Raw genomic sequence first — 15776 nt, 5'->3', positions numbered from 1 at the left:
CACGAAGGCGACCGCCGTGCCCGTCCCCCCTCCCGCCGTTCCCCGTCGGCGATCAGTCCTGCCCGATGTCGCCGTGTCACTCGTCGGCACGGCCTTCCTCCTCGCCGGCGTCGCCGGTGCCCTGCCCGGCCCCGCAGCCGCCGCGCTCGCCGTCGCCGGAGGCTTCGCCCTCGCCTGCGTCCGGCTCGCCTGGCTGGCCGGAGCCGCCACACCGCCCGACCGTCCCGCACCGCCCGACCGTCCCGCGCCGCCCGACCGTCCCGCGCCGAACGGCCACCGCGCGCCGACCGGCCGTCCCGAACCGACGGGCGAAGCGCCGGACCTCGCCGTGACGCACGGCGCGACGGCGCTCGGCCCGAGGACCGGTCGACGGGCTCGCCGGGCTGCGCTGTCCCGCCGGGTCGCCGCCATCCTGGACAGCGCCGTCCTGGTCGCCGGGCTCACCGTCGCGGTGCTGCCGCTGAGCGACGCCGCCCACCGGCTGCCGATCGCGCTGGCCGGGCTGTGCCTCACCGGGGCGCTGCACGTGACGGCCCTGCTGCGCCTGCCCGGCCGATCGCGGCTGTCCGGCCCGGAACTGGTGCGCCGTACCGTCGACGTGCTGGCGCTCGGCGTCAGCCTGGTCTTCGCGGGCTGGATGCTGCTGCCGGGCGGCCCGGTCCCGGCCGTGGCCGGAATGGTGGCGGCGGGCGGCGCGGTGGTGCTCGCCGTGCTCGCGGTGGCGGCCGTCGCCGAACGCCGCCGCCGGCCGGGCGCCGCGCGCTGCCACGCCGGGGCCGCCCTGACGCTCGGCGGGCTGACGCTACTGGTGGTGCTGCTGGCTTACGGCGCGCCGGACCGGGCGCTGCCGCTCGTCGCGGCACCCCTGGTGGCCGGGGCGCTGCTCACGGCCGCAGGCGCCCGGCGTACCTCGGGCGGTGAGCGGCCGGGCCGGGACGCGGCGCCGGCCGCCTGGCCCCGCCTCACCGCGCCGGCCGGGATCGCCGCGCTGGCCGCCGGGATCCACCTGGGTACGGCGGGGGAGTTCAGTACCGCCGCGATGGCCCTGGGCCTGGCCGTCATTCCGCCGATCATGGTGGGTGAGCTGCTCGCCGCCGCCGACCAGCGCCGCCGGGTGCAACGGCTCGCGGCCCGCGAGGCGTGGTTGCGGCGCCGGCTCGGACCGGACTCCCGGCCGGTGGAGCCCGTGCCGCTGACCCGCGCGGATCTGGTCCGGGCGATGGCGGAACGCAGTGGCGGCGGGCTGCTCGTCGTCGACCTGCACGGGGTGGGTGGCGCAGTGCCGGAGGGGCCGGTGCTCAGCGAGGCCGCGCGTCGGCTGCGGGCAAGCTCCGAGACGCACGATCTGGTGGCCCGGCTCGGCGACACCGAGTACGCCGTCCTCACCGATCTCGGGCCGGTGCTCGCGTACGCGCTCGGCCTGCGGCTGCTGGCGGCGCTGGCCGAGCCGTACCCCCGGCCCGGAGGCGTCGCCCGGCTCGGGGTGAGCGTCGGGCTGGCCGAGACCAGCGGCGGCGATCCGGAGGACGTGCTGCGCCAGGCGGACCTGGCCCGCCGCCGGGCGGTGCAGCTCGGCCGGGACCGGGTCGAGTGGTACGACGCCTACCTGGAGGAGCAGCTGGTCCGCCGCCTGGATCTGGAGCGGGAGCTGCCCGGCGCGGTGGCGCGCGGTGAGCTGGACCTAGTCTACCAGCCGGTGGTGGCGCTCGCCGACCGGATGCCGGTGGGTACGGAGGCGTTGCTGCGCTGGCGCAGCCCGGCGCTGGGCACAGTGCTCCCGGCGGAGCTGCTGCCGGTGGCGGCCGACCTGGACCTGACCGGCGAGATCGGGCGGTGGGTGCTGGACCGGGCCTGCCGCCAGCTCGCCGCGTGGTCGGAGGGCGGCCGCGAGCTGTGGATGGCGGTGAACGTGACGCCGCGCGAGCTGGCCGCGCCGGACTTCGTGGCGCGTACCGCGACCGCGCTGGCCGCGTACGACGTGGCACCGGAACGGCTGGTGGTGGAGGTGGCCGAGCCGGTGGTGGGACTGGAGCTGTCCACAGTGGTGGCCCGGCTGGCCGGCCTGCGGTCGATCGGTGTACGGATCGCGCTCGACGACTTCCGGGCCGAGCACGCCTCGCTCGCGCAGCTCCGCCGGCTGCCGATCGACCTGCTCAAGGTGGGTCCGCACCTGGTCGGCCCGGGTGGGGACGGTCAGCGCCCGCTGATCGACGTGGTGGCGAACCTGGCCGACCGGCTCGGCGTGGAGCTGGTGGTCGAGGAGCTGGAGTCGGAGGGGCAGGTGGCCGGTGCGCGGCGGGCCGGCTGCCGGTACGGCCAGGGCTTCGCGCTGGCCCGGCCGGCGACCGCCGAGCGGGTCGAGGCGTGGTTCGAGGAGTATCCGTCCACCGCCCGATGAGCTGAACCGGTTCAGCGGGTCGTCGTACGAGGTGGGGCGGTGCTGCCGCGCGGCGTCAGGTGCGCCGTCTCGTCCTGCACGACGGCTGCCGGCTCGCCCGCGATCACGGCAAGGAGCTGCCGGGCGGCGTGCGCGCCGTACGCCGGGATGTCCCGGCCCAGCGCGGTGAGCGGCGGGTGCACCAGCCGGCAGAGCGGCGAGTCGTCCCAGGCCACGATGGACAGGTCACCGGGCACGGTGAGGCCCATCTCCTGGGCCACCGAGAGCCCGGCGATCGCCATCACGTCGTTGTCGTAGATCACCGCGGTGGGGCGGCCGGCGGAGCTGAGCAGCCGGCGGGTTGCGCGCGCGCCCTCCTCACCGGTGTAGTCGGACCAGACGGTGGTCGCCTCGTCCAGCCCGAGCCGCCGGCACACGCCGGTGAACGCCTCGGTGCGGATCTCGGTGTGCAGCAGCGTGGGCAACCCGCCGACCCGGGCGATGCGCCGGTGGCCGAGCGCGACCAGGTACTCCACCGTCTCGACGAGGGCCGCCGCGTCGTCGGCCCAGACGCTCGCCAGGCCGCCGGTGTGCCCGGGGCCGCCGATCACCACCGCCGGCAGTTGCAGTTCCTCCAGTGCCGGCACCCGCCGGTCGTCGGTGCGCAGGTCGCAGACGAGCACACCGTCCACCCGGCGTTCGGCCCACCACCGCCGGTAGACAGCGATCTCGGCCTCCTGGTCGCTGACCACCTGGAGCGTGAGCGCGTACGAGCGGGCCGACAGTTCGGCCTCGACGCCGCTGATCAGCTCCATGAAGAACGGCTCGATGCCGAGTATCCGGGCGGGGCGGCACAGCGCCAGCCCGACCGCCTTGGCGGTGGCGCCGGACAGTGCGCGGGCGGCGCTGCTCGGACGGAAGCCGATCTCGGCGGCGATGGCGAGGATCCGCTGCCGGGTCGCCTCGGAGACACCGGGCTGGCCGTTGAGCGCGTACGACACCGCGCCCTTGGAGACCCCGGCGCGCCGGGCGACGTCGGCGATGGTCGGCCGCTTCACCGAAGCGTTCCTCCACTGTGTCCGGCCCTCGCGGGCGTTCTCGGTCGCCGGGTCACCGGCGTCTGGTGACGCTACTGCACGCCGCGCCGGTCCCGGGTGCCACCGGCGGGTGGCGGTGGACGGGTTCCGGCGGCCGTCGCTTGTGCGGTTCAGCTTAGAGCGCCGATCGCCCGGCACCCGCCCTGGACGGCCGTGAACGGCAGTCGTGAGCGGCGGCGAGGTTACCGGACGGGCACATCGGTAACCGCCCGTTGACAGCCCTGAAGGTGAACCGTACGGTGGCCTCACTTATCCGGTTCAGTCAACGTTCCTCGATATCGGGAGCGTTCCCATTCGGCGCGGAGGATGACATGAAACGGTCCTGGACGCACCTGGCGCGCGTGGCCGCCGTCGGTGCCGTCAGCCTGGTCATGATCGCCGCCTGTAGCGGCAGGAGCACCACCGGCGGCTCGGACTCGGCCGGTGGTCAGGTCACGCTGAAAATCAACTTCTGGGGCGACTTCGGGCTCCAGGATCTGAAGGCCAAGTACGAGGCCGAACACCCGAACGTCAAGATCCAGCTCAACTCGGGCGAGTACAACGCCCAGCACGAGGACCTGCAGAAGAAGCTCGTCGCCGGCAACGGGGCGCCGGACATCGCGGCGATCGACGAGGGCTTCATGGTCCAGTTCCGCAGCCAGTCCGACAAGTTCGTCAACCTGCTCGACAAGGGCGCCGGCTCGTACGAGAGCAAGTACCTGCCCTGGAAGTGGAAGCAGTCGCTGTCGGCCGACGGCAAGACGCAGATCGGCCTCGGCACCGACGTCGGCGGACTGGCCATGTGCTACCGCACCGACCTGTTCAAGGCCGCCGGCCTGCCCACCGAACGCGACCAGGTGTCAGCGCTCTGGCCCACGTGGGACAAGTTCATCGAGGTCGGCCAGCAGTACACCGCCACGACGAAGAAGAAGTTCATCGACGCGGGCACCAACCTGTTCAACCCGATCCTCGGCCAGCAGCCGGTCGGCTTCTACGACGAGCAGGACCAGCTCCGGATGGAGCAGGGCCCGAAGGTGGCGTTCGACTACACGGTCAAGGCCGTGGGCGCCGGGCTGTCGGCCAACCTGGTCAGCTTCCAGGCCGACTGGGACAAGGGCTTCACCAGCGGCGCGTTCGCGGTGCTCGCCTGCCCGGCCTGGATGCTCGGCCACATCAAGGACACCGCGCCGGGCACCGAGGGCAAGTGGGACATCGCCGCGGTACCGGGTGGCGGCGGCAACTGGGGTGGCTCCTTCCTGACGCTGCCGAAGCAGGGCAAGAACGTCGACGAGGCGTACAAGCTGCTGACCTGGCTGGTCGCGCCGGAGCAGCAGATCGAGATCTTCAAGAAGGTCGGCAACCTGCCGTCGCAGCCGGCGCTCTACACCGACCCGGCGATCGCCGACTTCAAGAACCCGTTCTTCAACGACGCCCCGGTCGGCCAGATCTTCCCGAAGATGGCGCAGGGTCTCACCCCGCAGTACCTGGGCCGGAAGAACGGCCCGACCCGGGTGGCGGTGGAGAACGTGATCCGGCGGGTGGAGAACAAGTCGCTCAAGTCCGACGCCGCCTGGTCCGAGGCGGTCAAGGAGGCCGAGAAGGCCGCCAAGTCCTGACGTGTCAGCGGTGACGGGGCGGCCCGGTCCGCCCCGTCACCGTCCGATCTCCCGGCCCTGGAGTGAACCGATGTCCAGCACCCGTGCCGCGCCCGCGCCGCCCGGCCGCCCACCCGCGCGCAAGCGCGGCCGTACCGGCGCCGGCGACCGGCGGATGACCTGGCGCGACCGGCTGTACCGCTTCGACATGCGGTACATGCCGTACCTGATGATCGCGCCGTTCTTCCTGCTCTTCCTCGTGTTCGGGCTGTTCCCGCTGCTGTTCAACGCGGTCGTGTCGCTGCGCAACTACCGGCTGGACGACCCGACGCTGCCGTACTGGGCCGGCGCCGAGAACTTCAGCCGCCTGTTCGCCGACGAGGACTTCTGGAACGCCCTCTACAACACGTTCGGCATCTTCCTGCTCTCCACCGTGCCGCAACTGCTGCTCGCGCTGCTCGTCGCGTCGCTGCTCAACCGCAAGCTGCGGGCGCAGACGTGGTGGCGGGTGGGCGTGCTGCTGCCGTACGTGACACCGATCGTGGCCTCGACGATGGTGTTCAGCGTCTTCTTCTCCCGCGACTTCGGCATGGCGAACTGGGCGCTCGGCCTGCTCGGCATCGGCGGCCCGGACGACCCGATCGACTGGCGGGCGGACAAGCTGCACGCCTGGATCGCCATCGCCACCATGGTCAATTGGAAGTGGATCGGCTACAACGCGCTGCTCTATCTGGCCGCCATGCAGTCCATCCCGCGCGACGTCTACGAGGCCGCGGCGATCGACGGCGCCGGGCCGTGGAAGCAGCTCTGGCGGATCACCGTCCCGATGATCCAGCCGGTGGTCCTGTTCACGGTCATCCTGTCCACCATCGGCGGGTTGCAGCTGTTCACCGAGCCGATGCTGTTCGACCCGAACGCCCAGGCCGCGACCGGCGGGCCGGACGGCGAGTGGCAGACCATCGCCCAGCTCATCTACAAGGTCGGCTGGAAGGACCTCAACCTCGGGTACGCCGCCGCGATGTCCTGGGCGCTGTTCCTGATCATCCTGGTCGTCGCAGGCGTCAACTACCTCCTGACCAACCGACTCTCCGGAGGCCGCCGGTGACGACGCGACGCGTGGTGGCCCGGGCGCCACAGGACACCCCGGCCGGGCTCTGGACCTACCTGCTCCTCGCGGTGAGCATGCTGTTCGCCGCGTTCCCGCTCTACTGGATGTTCGTCATCGCCACCAGCGACGACGAGGCGCTGGCGAAGCTGCCACCGGCGGTGATCCCCGGCGACCGCTTCCTCACCAACGTCGACGAGGTCTTCTCCCTCCAGGACGTCTACTTCGCCGCATCACTGGTCAACAGCGTCATCGTCTCGGTGGTGGTGACCGCCTCGGTGCTGTTCTTCTGCTCGCTGGCCGGCTTCGCCTTCGCCAAGCTGCGCTTCAAGGGCAGCCGCGCGCTGATGTTGTTCGTGGTGCTCACCCTCACCGTGCCCAACCAGCTCGGCATCGTCGCGCTCTACATCGTGATGGGCGAGCTCGGCTGGAACGGCACGCTGCTCGCCGTCATCGCGCCCGGCCTGGTCACCGCGTTCGGCGTGTTCTACATGCGGCAGTTCATCGTGAACACCGTCCCGGACGAGCTGATCGAGTCGGCCCGGGTCGACGGCGCCACGACCATGCGGGTGTACGCGACCATCGTGCTCCCGGCCATCCGCCCGGCCCTGGCGGTGCTCGGCCTGCTCACGTTCGTGGCCACCTGGAACGACTTCCAGTGGCCGCTGATCACGCTCAGCGGCACCGACTACCCGACGTCGATGGTGGCGGTCTCCGACCTGGCCAGCGGCAACTACGTGATCTACCGGCGGGTGCTCGCGGGCGCGTTCATCGCCACCGTTCCCCTGCTGGTCATGCTGTTCATCGGTGGACGTCAGATCGTCCGCGGAATCATGGAAGGCGCGGTGAAGTCGTGAGCCGTCGAACGCTGCTGCACGAGGGGTGGACGCTACGGGCCGAGCCCGGGCCGGCGGTGCCGCCGGAGATCGCCGGGACGGCGGTGCCGGCGACGGTCCCCGGTTGCGTCCACACCGACCTGCTCGCGGCCGGCCTCATCCCCGACCCGTACCTGGACGACAACGAGAACCGCCTCACCTGGATCGGCCGCACCGACTGGGTCTACGAGACCACGTTCGCCGGGCAGCCCGGTGACGACGAGCGGGTCGACCTGGTCTGCGCCGGCCTCGACACGGTCGCCACCGTCACGCTCAACGGCGTCGAGGTCGGCCGCACCGAGAACCAGCACCGCTCGTACCGCTTCGACGTCCGCGCGCTGCTGCGCCCGGACGGCAACACCCTCGCCGTACGCTTCGACTCCCCGTACCGGTACGCCGAGGCGCACCGGGACCGGCTCGGTGACCGGCCCAACGCGTACCCGGAGCCGTTCCACTTCATCCGCAAGACCGCATGCAACTTCGGCTGGGACTGGGGGCCGACGCTCGTCACCGCCGGCATCTGGCGCGACATCGGCCTGCACGCCTGGTCCACCGCCCGGCTCGCGTCGGTCCGGCCGATTGTCACGGTGGCCGACGACGTCGGCCGGGTCGAGCTGCACGTGCAGGTCGAGCGGGCCGGCGACGAGCCGCTGACCGTCCGCGCCGCCGTCGCCGGGGTCACCGCCGACGTCGCCGTACCGGCGGGGGAGCGGACCGCCGTCGTGACGCTCACCGTCGCGGACCCCGCGCTGTGGTGGCCGATCGGGTACGGCGACCAGCCCCGGTACGACCTCGACGTCACCCTGCACGGCGCCGACGGCCGGGAGCTGGACGCCGCCGCCCGCCGGATCGGGTTCCGTTCGGTCCGGCTGGACACCACGCCCGACCCCCACGGCACCCCGTTCACGCTGCACGTCAATGACGTGCCGGTGTTCGTCAAGGGCGTCAACTGGATCCCCGACGACGCGTTCCCCAACCGGGTCACCCGGGAGCGCCTCGCGGAGCGGTTCGGCCAGGCGGCCGGCGCGAACGTCAACCTGCTGCGCGTCTGGGGCGGCGGCCGGTACGAGTCGGACGACTTCTACGACCTCGCCGACGAGACGGGGTTGCTGGTGCAGCAGGACTTCCTGTTCGCCTGCGCCGCGTATCCGGAGGAGGAGCCGTTCCGCACCGAGGTCGAGGCGGAGGCGCGGGAGCAGGTGACACGCCTCGCCGGGCACCCGTCGCTGGTGCTCTGGACCGGCAACAACGAGAACATCTGGGGCTGGCACGACTGGGACTGGCAGGAGCCCCTGGCCGGACGCACCTGGGGACGCGGCTACTACCTGGACCTGCTGCCCGCGATCGTCGGGGAGCTGGACCCGACCGTCCCGTACTGGCCGGGGAGCCCCTGGTCCGGCAGCGAGGACGTCCACCCCAACGACCCGGCGCACGGCACCACGCACATCTGGGACGTGTGGAACACCGACGACTACACGCGCTACCGGGACTACGTTCCACGCTTCGTGGCCGAGTTCGGCTACCAGGCGCCGCCCGCGTACGCGACGCTGCGCCGGGCACTCTCCGACGACCCGCTCACGCACGACTCACCGGGCATGGCACACCACCAGAAGGCGGCGGACGGGGACGGCAAGCTCCGGCGCGGGCTCGACGCCCACCTGCCGCCGCCCGCCGACTTCGACGACTGGCACTACCTCACCCAGCTCAACCAGGCCCGCGCCATCCAGCTCGGCGTGGAGCACTTCCGCTCGCACCGGCCGGTCTGCACCGGCACCGTCGTGTGGCAGCTGAACGACTGCTGGCCGGTCACGTCCTGGTCGGCGATCGACGGCGACGGCCGCCGCAAACCCCTCTGGTACGCGCTGCGCCGCGCCTACGCCGACCGGCTGCTGACGGTGCAGCCGCGCGACGGCGGGCTGGCGCTGGTGGCGGTGAACGAGACCGATCGGGCGTGGAGCGGGCCGGCCACCGTCACCCGGCTGGCGCTCACCGGGGAGCCGAGGGCGAAGACCTCGGTCGACCTCGACGTCCCCGCGTACTCCTCGGTGGTGCTGGCGCTGCCGGCGGAGCTAACGCGGCCGGACGACGGCCGCGCGGAACTGCTCGTCGCGGACGCCGGGGACACCGCGGAGCGCGCGCTGTGGTTCTTCGCCGAGGACCGCGACGTGCGGTGGCCGGCGGCGCAGTGGGACGCGACTGTCGAGCCGGTCGACGGCGGCCGGCGGGTCCGGGTGACCGCCCGGACCGTGCTGCGCGACCTGACGCTGTTCCCTGATCGCCTCGATCCGGCCGCGCAGGTGGACCGGGCGCTGGTGACGCTGCTGCCGGGGGAGAGCGCGACGTTCACCGTGCACGCGCCCGGCCCGCTCGACGCCGACGCGCTCACCCGCCGCCCGGTGCTGCGCTGCGTCAACGACCTCGTCTGAGGGGCCATACCCGCATCTCCATCGATTTGAAGATTTCTGCAAGTGCTAAAGTCTTCAGAGTCGTCGGAGAGGTGAGTCATGTCGGTGCCGCTGTACCAGGCCAAGGCGGAGCTGTTCCGCACCCTCGGGCACCCCGTGCGCATCCGGGTGCTCGAACTGCTCCAGGACGGGCCGAAGCCGGTCCGCGACCTGCTCGCCGCCATCGACGTGGAGGCGTCGAACCTCTCCCAGCAGCTCGCCGTGCTGCGCCGCGCCGGCATGGTCACCTCGTACCGGGACGGCCCGCTGGTCATGTACGCGCTCAGCACCCCCGACGTGGCCGACCTGCTCGCCGCCGGACGGCGCATCCTCGGCGCGGTCCTCACCGACCGGGATGCCCTGCTGGACGAACTGCGGGCCTCCGGGACGGACCGGTGAGCGCGGCTGCCCTTCGCGCCGGTGACGCCGTACGCCGGGCGGGCCGGCTGTTCGCCGGGCTGCTGCCCGGCCGGGCCGACTGGCAGAACGCGCGCCGCTCACCCCGGCGCGACCTGCTCGCCGGGCTCACCGTCGCCGTGGTGGCGCTGCCCCTGGCGCTCGCCTTCGGCGTCACCTCCGGGCTCGGGGCGCAGGCCGGCCTGGTCACCGCCGTCGTCGCCGGGGCCGTCGCGGCGGTCTTCGGCGGCTCCAACCTCCAGGTCTCCGGTCCCACCGGGGCCATGACGGTCGTGCTGGTGCCCGTGGTGCAGCAGTTCGGCGCCGGTGGCGTGCTGATGGTCGGCGCGCTGGCCGGGCTGATCCTGATCGCGCTCGCAGTGGCCCGCCTCGGCCGGTACGTCCGCTACCTGCCGGCCCCGGTGATCGAGGGCTTCACCGCCGGCATCGCCGTGGTCATCGCGCTGCAACAGGTGCCGGCCGCGCTCGGCGTCACCGCCGCGCACGGCGAGAAGGTGTGGGCGGTGGCCGCCGACGCGGTCGCCCGGTTCGCCGCGCACCCCCGGCCCGCCGCGATCGCTGTGGCGCTCGGCGTGGCGGCACTGATGCTGCTCGGCGGCCGATGGCGGCCCGCCGTGCCGTTCTCCCTGGTCGGGGTGGCCGCCGCGACGCTGCTCGCCGAGCTGGCCCCGATCGACCTGGCCCGGATCGGCGAGCTGCCGCAAGGGTTGCCCGCGCCGTCGCTGGACTTCGTGGACCTCGACGCGCTGGGCGTACTGCTGCCGAGCGCCCTCGCCGTGGCCGCGCTCGCCGCCCTGGAGAGCCTGCTCTCCGCCACTGTGGCGGACGGCATGACGGTCGGCGAGCGGCACGACCCGGACCGGGAACTGTTCGGCCAGGGCCTGGCCAACCTCGCCTCCCCGGTCTTCGGCGGCATCCCGGCGACCGCCGCCATCGCCCGTACGGCGGTGAACGTCCGCGCCGGGGCGTCCTCCAAGCTCGCGGCGCTCACCCACGCGGTGGCCCTCGCCGCGATCGTGCTCGCCGCCGCCCCGCTGGTCGGCCGTATCCCGCTGGCCGCCCTGGCCGGGGTGCTGCTCGCCACCACGGTACGGATGGTGGAGGCGGCCTCCCTGCTCGCGCTGATGCGGGCCACCCGCGCCGACGCGGTGGTGCTGGTGCTGACGTTCGCCGTCACGGTGATCTGGGACCTGGTGACAGCAGTGGTCGTCGGGCTCGCGGTCGCGGTCGTCCTGGCGCTGCGCGCGGTGGCCCGCAGCGCCAAGCTGGAACAGGTGCCGCTGGACACCGGCGAGCACAGCGACGAGGAACACGCGCTGCTCGCCGAGCACATCGTGGCGTACCGGCTGGACGGGCCGCTGTTCTTCGCCGCCGCGCACACGTTCCTGCTGGAACTGGCCGAGGTGGCCGACGTGCGGGTGGTGATCCTGCGCATGTCCCGCGTCTCCACCATCGATGCGACCGGTGCCCAGGTGCTCGGCGACGCCATCGCCCGGCTGCGCGGCCGGGGGATCACGGTGCTGCTCTCCGGCATCACCCCGGGCCACGACCAGGTGCTCAGCACGCTCGGCGTCGCCGACGAGCTGCGCCGCGAGGGCCTGGTGTTCGCGGACACCCCGGCCGCCATCCGGTACGCCCGGGGTGTCGCCCTCGCCGCGAGCCCGGCCTAGGCTTCGGTCCCTTCGAGTGCCCGCCTGCGCACGCCGAAGATGATCAGGTAGCCGAGGATCCAGACCTCGCCCACAGTGGCGGGGATCACCAGCAGGTCGCCGGCGGCGCCGGCGCCGGGGGCGAGGTACGCGACGAACGTCATGAGCACGTAGCCGACACCACCGGCGACGAGGACCCAGCCCAGCGGCCGGGGCAGCCAGCCCGACCGGAGCACGCACCAGCCCATCGGCACCAGCCAGAGGCCGAAGAAGAGCCCGCCCACCTCCCACAGGTTCCCGCTGACCAGGTAGAGCAGCTGGACGGTGCCGGCGTCGCCCGGCCCGCCGGTCGCGACCTGCAAGGCCGTCGCGAGGACGGCGGCGCTGCCGAGGATCGCGACGGCGTTGACGAGCCCGAAGGCGGCGATGCTGCCCGCGGCGGTGCCGTCGACAGTACGGAACAGGCGGTGGAACCAGACCGCGGTGAGCGTCTGGGTGAGGACGACCAGTAGTTCGAGGGCGATGCCGAGGCGGGCCAGCGGCTCGTGGGCCACCAGGTTGGCGAGCGTCGTGCCCGCGTCGTCGGCGTCGAAGAGCATGCGACGGACGGTGAGGAACCCCAGGGCGCCGGTGACGGCGAGCCCGAGGTAGAACAGCCCGGTCACCCGGGCGGTACGGATCAGCTGGTGCATGGCGGCTCCTTCGGGGGTGATCGACGTGCCGCGGCGGGGGTCGCCTTACGTCGTAAGGCCAACCATACGTTGTAAGGTCAAGGGAGATGGGAAGCCGCATGGGAGCGAGGAAGCCTCGGGAGCCGCTCAGCCGCGAGCGGGCCCTGGCCAGCGCGATCGCCCTGGTCGACGCCGAGGGGATGGCGGCGCTCACGATGCGCCGGCTCGCCGCCGAACTCGGCGTCGAGGCCATGTCGCTCTACCACCACCTGCCCGGCAAGGCCGGACTGCTCGACGGCCTCGTGGACGCCGTCGCCGCCGAGATCACCGCAGCCGCCGAACGGGCCGAGGCCGACGCGCCCGGCGGTGACTGGCGTACCCGGCTGCGGCTGCGCTTCCTCGCCGCGCGTGCGGTCATGCTGCGGCACCCGTGGGCCCCGGCGCTGCTCAGCTCCCGCCCGACCGTCCCCGCCGGGGTGTACGCCTACTACGACGGCATCCTCGCCACGCTCGTCGAGGGCGGCTTCTCGTACCGGATCGCCCACCGGGCGCTGCACGCCTTCGGCAGCCTGGCGCTCGGCTTCGCGCAGGAGGTGTTCCGGCCGGACGCGGGCGGGGAGGCCGACGCGGCGGAGGCCGAGATGGTGGCGCTGGCCGAGCGGTTGCCGCACCTGGCCGCGATGGTCGCCGCCGAGACGCACGACGTGGCAGATCCGACGCTCGGGTGGTGCGATTCTCAGACCGAGTTCGAGTTCACCCTCGACCTGCTCTTCGACGGCCTGGAGCGACACCGCCCGAGCCCTTGACCCGGCCCGTGCCATTCGCAGTCAGGTATCGGACTGAGAAGCCGACGAAAGCCGAACTGATGAGACCGCGTATCCGTCCGGCATTCGCTTTCGGCCGGGATGGATCGCTCGACATCCGACCGGCCAACTCTTTTCGTTCGTACGCGCCAATGGTCGCGCCGCTTTTCGACCGGGCTCGCGAGTAACTTCTCGTACCACCGCATTCACGAGGAGTCACTTATGTCTGAGGAAACCTGGCTCGCGGCACGTCTGATTCCTACTTCGGGTATCAACGGCGCCGAGGAGCAGGAACGCCGGGCGACCTCCGCCCTGCTGGCGGTGATGAGCGCGGTCCGGGAGTTCGGGCGTGTCCTGACCCAGTCCTTCGGCGCGCCGGCCGGAGTCGTGCAGACCTTCATCGAGGTTCCGTTCAAAATCGGAAACCAGCAACTCTTTCCGGACGGCCTCATCCGCGTCACGAGGGGGCAACGCCAGTGGACCGCGCTCGTGGAGGTGAAGACCGGCAGTAACCCGCTGCGATCCGAGCAGTTGGAGGCCTACCTGGACATCGCGCGGGAGCAGGGATTCGATGCCCTCATCACGATCTCGAACGAGATCGCTCCCGTTCCGGGTCAGCATCCGACGACAGTCGATCGCCGGAAACTGCGCAAGGTCGCCCTGTATCACCTGCCCTGGACGGAGATCCTGACCCAGGCCGTGATCCAGAAGGAATACCGCGGCGTCGCAGACCCGGATCAGGCATGGGTTCTGGGCGAGCTGATCCGATACCTCGAACACCCGCGTTCGGGCGCTCTCGAGTTCAGCGACATGGGGCCGGCCTGGGTGCAGGTGCGGGACGGGGTGTCGGCCGGGACATTGCGGGCCGGCGACAGTGCCGCGGCGCAGGTCGCCGGGCGCTTCGACGCCTTGATCCGTTACGCGTGCCTCCGGCTCGGCCGACAGTTGGGCACCGACGTGACTCCCGCGCTGAGCCGCCGCGACCTCGCCGATCCGGCGGCGCGCACCCAGTCGCTCGCCAACCAACTCGCCAGCGCCGGCACCCTGAGCGGCAGCATCCGGATTCCGGGCGCGGTCGGGCACCTGCACGTGACGGCCGATCTGCGGGCCGGGCAGATCGTCTGCCACGTCGATGTCGACGCTCCCCGGTCGGGCCGGCCGACCACCCGGGTGAACTGGCTGGTCCGTCAACTGAAGGACGCGCCGGACACGGTCCGGATCGAGGCATTCGCCATGCACGCCCGAGGAGGTGGCGCCACCGATCTCCTCCGCCAGGTACGCGCCGAGCCCACGACGCTCATCACCGACCCCTCGCGCGAGCTGCGAGCATTCCGTATCGCCCAGAGCACGGCTGCGGGAACCAAGCGTGGCGGTGGTCGGGGCGCCTTTATCGACTCCGTGCTGCACGCCGTCGACGACTTCTACGAGCAGATCATCCAGAACCTCAAGCCGTGGATGCCCGCGCCGCCCCGGTTGCGTACGTCGGAGGACGTGATCCCCGTTCAGCCGGTCGCTTCCAGCCTCGTCTCCACCGCGATCTCCTCCCAGGACAGCCCCGAGTTCGACACCGAGGGAACGCCCGGCGGCTCTGGTTCCTCGGACCGCCCCGGCGAGTGACCCCGCCGTTCCGCCCGTAGCGGGGGGAGCGTTTCGTCCAGCCCTGACGGACGGGCGGGTTCGGGCGGCGCCCGGCGGGTACCAGGACGGCATGACTGATCCGGTTGAACTGTCCGAGCTGCACGCCGGAGGCGCCGACCCCGACGACGTCACCCCGGAGGACCCGCACGCGGACCTGGACGGCACCGACGAGAACTCACCGGCGGAGTTCGGCCTGCCCATCGACGGCACCGCACCGGCCGAGGAGGACCCCACCCAGCAGTGAGTGGAACGTCATGGGTGTCAAACGGGTCCGGAGACACCCATGACGTTCCACCCGATGGCGGCGCAGGCCGCGGGCCGTCAGCTGGGGAGGGCGGCGAGGCCGGCCAGCAGTTCCCACCGCTCGGCCTCGGTGAGCACCGCGTACGCCGGCTCGTCGCGGCGGTCGGTGTCCGCCTCGATCGCCGCGCGCTCCGGGCCGTCCGGCAGCGCCCGGATCCCCTCGGCGGTCAGCCCGGCGGCCCGCCACGCGGCCCGGTGCGCGTCGGCGCGGTGGTGGCGCAGCGAGCCCAGCCGGGTGACCAGCAGCAGCGCCGGGGAGGCACCCTCCGGCTCGTACGGCGGGGACATCGCCCGGAACACCGGCCCGCCGGTGGCCTGCGCGTGCGTCAGCACCCGGCCGACCAGGTCGGCGAGGCGGGGCACGATGCGCAGACCGGGCAGCACACCGGGCAGCATCGACCACAGTTTTTCGGCTGCCTCACCGGTGGCCCGCTGGGCGAACAGCGTGAGCTCGCGGCCGAGGTCGGTGAGGTGCCAGGCGCCGTCGGCGTCCCGGACCACGACGCCCTGCTCCAGCTCCTCGTTCATGCTTCCGGAGGTGTAGATCAGGCCGTCGGCCAGCGCCTCGGCGGGCATCGGCCGGGCCAGCACGCCGGAGAAGAAGCTGTTCTCCGCGCCGAGTGTGCAGCCGCGCTCGGCGTAGAACGCCTCCATCCGGGCACGGGCTCCCCACCGGGCGCCCACGTACACCCGGTCGATCGCCGGCCGGACCAGTCGCGCGTAGCTCACCGTCGTCTCCACGCCGCCGGAGGTTACCGGCGCGCGGGCGTTAAGAAGGGCCCCCTCCTCTACCGGAGGCGTTAAGAAGGGGCCCTTCCTTACG

General features: G+C 72.4%; 13 protein-coding genes. 10 read left to right on the top strand and 3 right to left on the bottom strand.

The genetic code is table 11. From position 1 onward, the window contains the following. The first annotated feature begins 73 nt into the window (after positions 1-73). Positions 74-2398, top strand: coding sequence for an EAL domain-containing protein (locus ABD52_RS12205; protein WP_047891863.1), 2325 nt, complete (start codon positions 74-76; stop codon positions 2396-2398). 11 nt (positions 2399-2409) lie between these two features. On the opposite strand, the gene ABD52_RS12200 is transcribed toward ABD52_RS12205, so the two are convergent. Then, a complete protein-coding gene (locus ABD52_RS12200; RefSeq protein ID WP_013284479.1) occupies positions 2410-3435 on the bottom strand; it encodes a LacI family DNA-binding transcriptional regulator in 1026 nt (341 codons plus the stop codon). Positions 3436-3785: 350 nt separating this feature from the next. Between ABD52_RS12200 and ABD52_RS12195 the strand changes: the two genes are divergently transcribed. From ABD52_RS12195 to ABD52_RS12170, 6 genes are all read left to right on the top strand, one after another. Beyond that, entirely contained in the window at positions 3786-5069 is a 1284-nt protein-coding gene (locus ABD52_RS12195; RefSeq protein WP_013284480.1) for an ABC transporter substrate-binding protein, read from the top strand. A 70-nt stretch (positions 5070-5139) separates the two neighbouring features. Beyond that, positions 5140-6153 (top strand): carbohydrate ABC transporter permease, encoded by a 1014-nt coding sequence (locus ABD52_RS12190; RefSeq protein ID WP_013284481.1) that lies wholly within the window; start codon positions 5140-5142, stop codon positions 6151-6153. Further along, a complete protein-coding gene (locus tag ABD52_RS12185; RefSeq protein WP_013474313.1) occupies positions 6150-7010 on the top strand; it encodes a carbohydrate ABC transporter permease in 861 nt (286 codons plus the stop codon). Before ABD52_RS12190 ends, ABD52_RS12185 begins: the two co-directional genes overlap by 4 nt. Beyond that, positions 7007-9454, top strand: coding sequence for a glycoside hydrolase family 2 protein (locus ABD52_RS12180; RefSeq protein ID WP_047891862.1), 2448 nt, complete (start codon positions 7007-7009; stop codon positions 9452-9454). Before ABD52_RS12185 ends, ABD52_RS12180 begins: the two co-directional genes overlap by 4 nt. A 78-nt stretch (positions 9455-9532) precedes the next feature. Continuing rightward, positions 9533-9871: a helix-turn-helix transcriptional regulator gene (locus tag ABD52_RS12175; protein ID WP_013284484.1), complete on the top strand. Its 339-nt coding sequence runs from the start codon at positions 9533-9535 to the stop codon at positions 9869-9871. Beyond that, positions 9868-11559, top strand: a complete 1692-nt coding sequence (locus ABD52_RS12170) for a SulP family inorganic anion transporter (protein WP_047891861.1) — start codon at positions 9868-9870, stop codon at positions 11557-11559. Before ABD52_RS12175 ends, ABD52_RS12170 begins: the two co-directional genes overlap by 4 nt. On the opposite strand, the gene ABD52_RS12165 is transcribed toward ABD52_RS12170, so the two are convergent. Beyond that, on the bottom strand, positions 11556-12230 hold the full coding sequence (locus tag ABD52_RS12165) for a DUF4386 domain-containing protein (RefSeq protein ID WP_047891860.1): 675 nt from the start codon (positions 12228-12230) through the stop codon (positions 11556-11558). The genes ABD52_RS12170 and ABD52_RS12165 overlap by 4 nt on opposite strands. Before the next feature lie 86 nt (positions 12231-12316). Between ABD52_RS12165 and ABD52_RS12160 the strand changes: the two genes are divergently transcribed. From ABD52_RS12160 to ABD52_RS40175, 3 genes are all read left to right on the top strand, one after another. Next, a complete protein-coding gene (locus ABD52_RS12160; protein ID WP_082171279.1) occupies positions 12317-13015 on the top strand; it encodes a TetR/AcrR family transcriptional regulator C-terminal domain-containing protein in 699 nt (232 codons plus the stop codon). A 219-nt stretch (positions 13016-13234) separates the two neighbouring features. After that, a complete protein-coding gene (locus tag ABD52_RS12155; RefSeq protein WP_047891858.1) occupies positions 13235-14629 on the top strand; it encodes a hypothetical protein in 1395 nt (464 codons plus the stop codon). A gap of 91 nt (positions 14630-14720) precedes the next feature. Continuing rightward, positions 14721-14894: a hypothetical protein gene (locus tag ABD52_RS40175; protein ID WP_170215129.1), complete on the top strand. Its 174-nt coding sequence runs from the start codon at positions 14721-14723 to the stop codon at positions 14892-14894. Positions 14895-14971: 77 nt separating this feature from the next. Here ABD52_RS40175 and ABD52_RS12150 read toward each other — a convergent pair whose 3' ends face one another. Continuing rightward, a complete protein-coding gene (locus tag ABD52_RS12150; protein ID WP_235437445.1) occupies positions 14972-15694 on the bottom strand; it encodes a hypothetical protein in 723 nt (240 codons plus the stop codon). Positions 15695-15776: the final 82 nt, after the last annotated feature.

It is taken from the genome of Micromonospora sp. RV43 (assembly GCF_001029515.1).
Lineage (GTDB): Bacteria > Actinomycetota > Actinomycetes > Mycobacteriales > Micromonosporaceae > Micromonospora > Micromonospora aurantiaca.
Note: the sequence above shows the minus strand (reverse complement) of the source record. Positions and strands in the feature narration are given on the sequence as shown.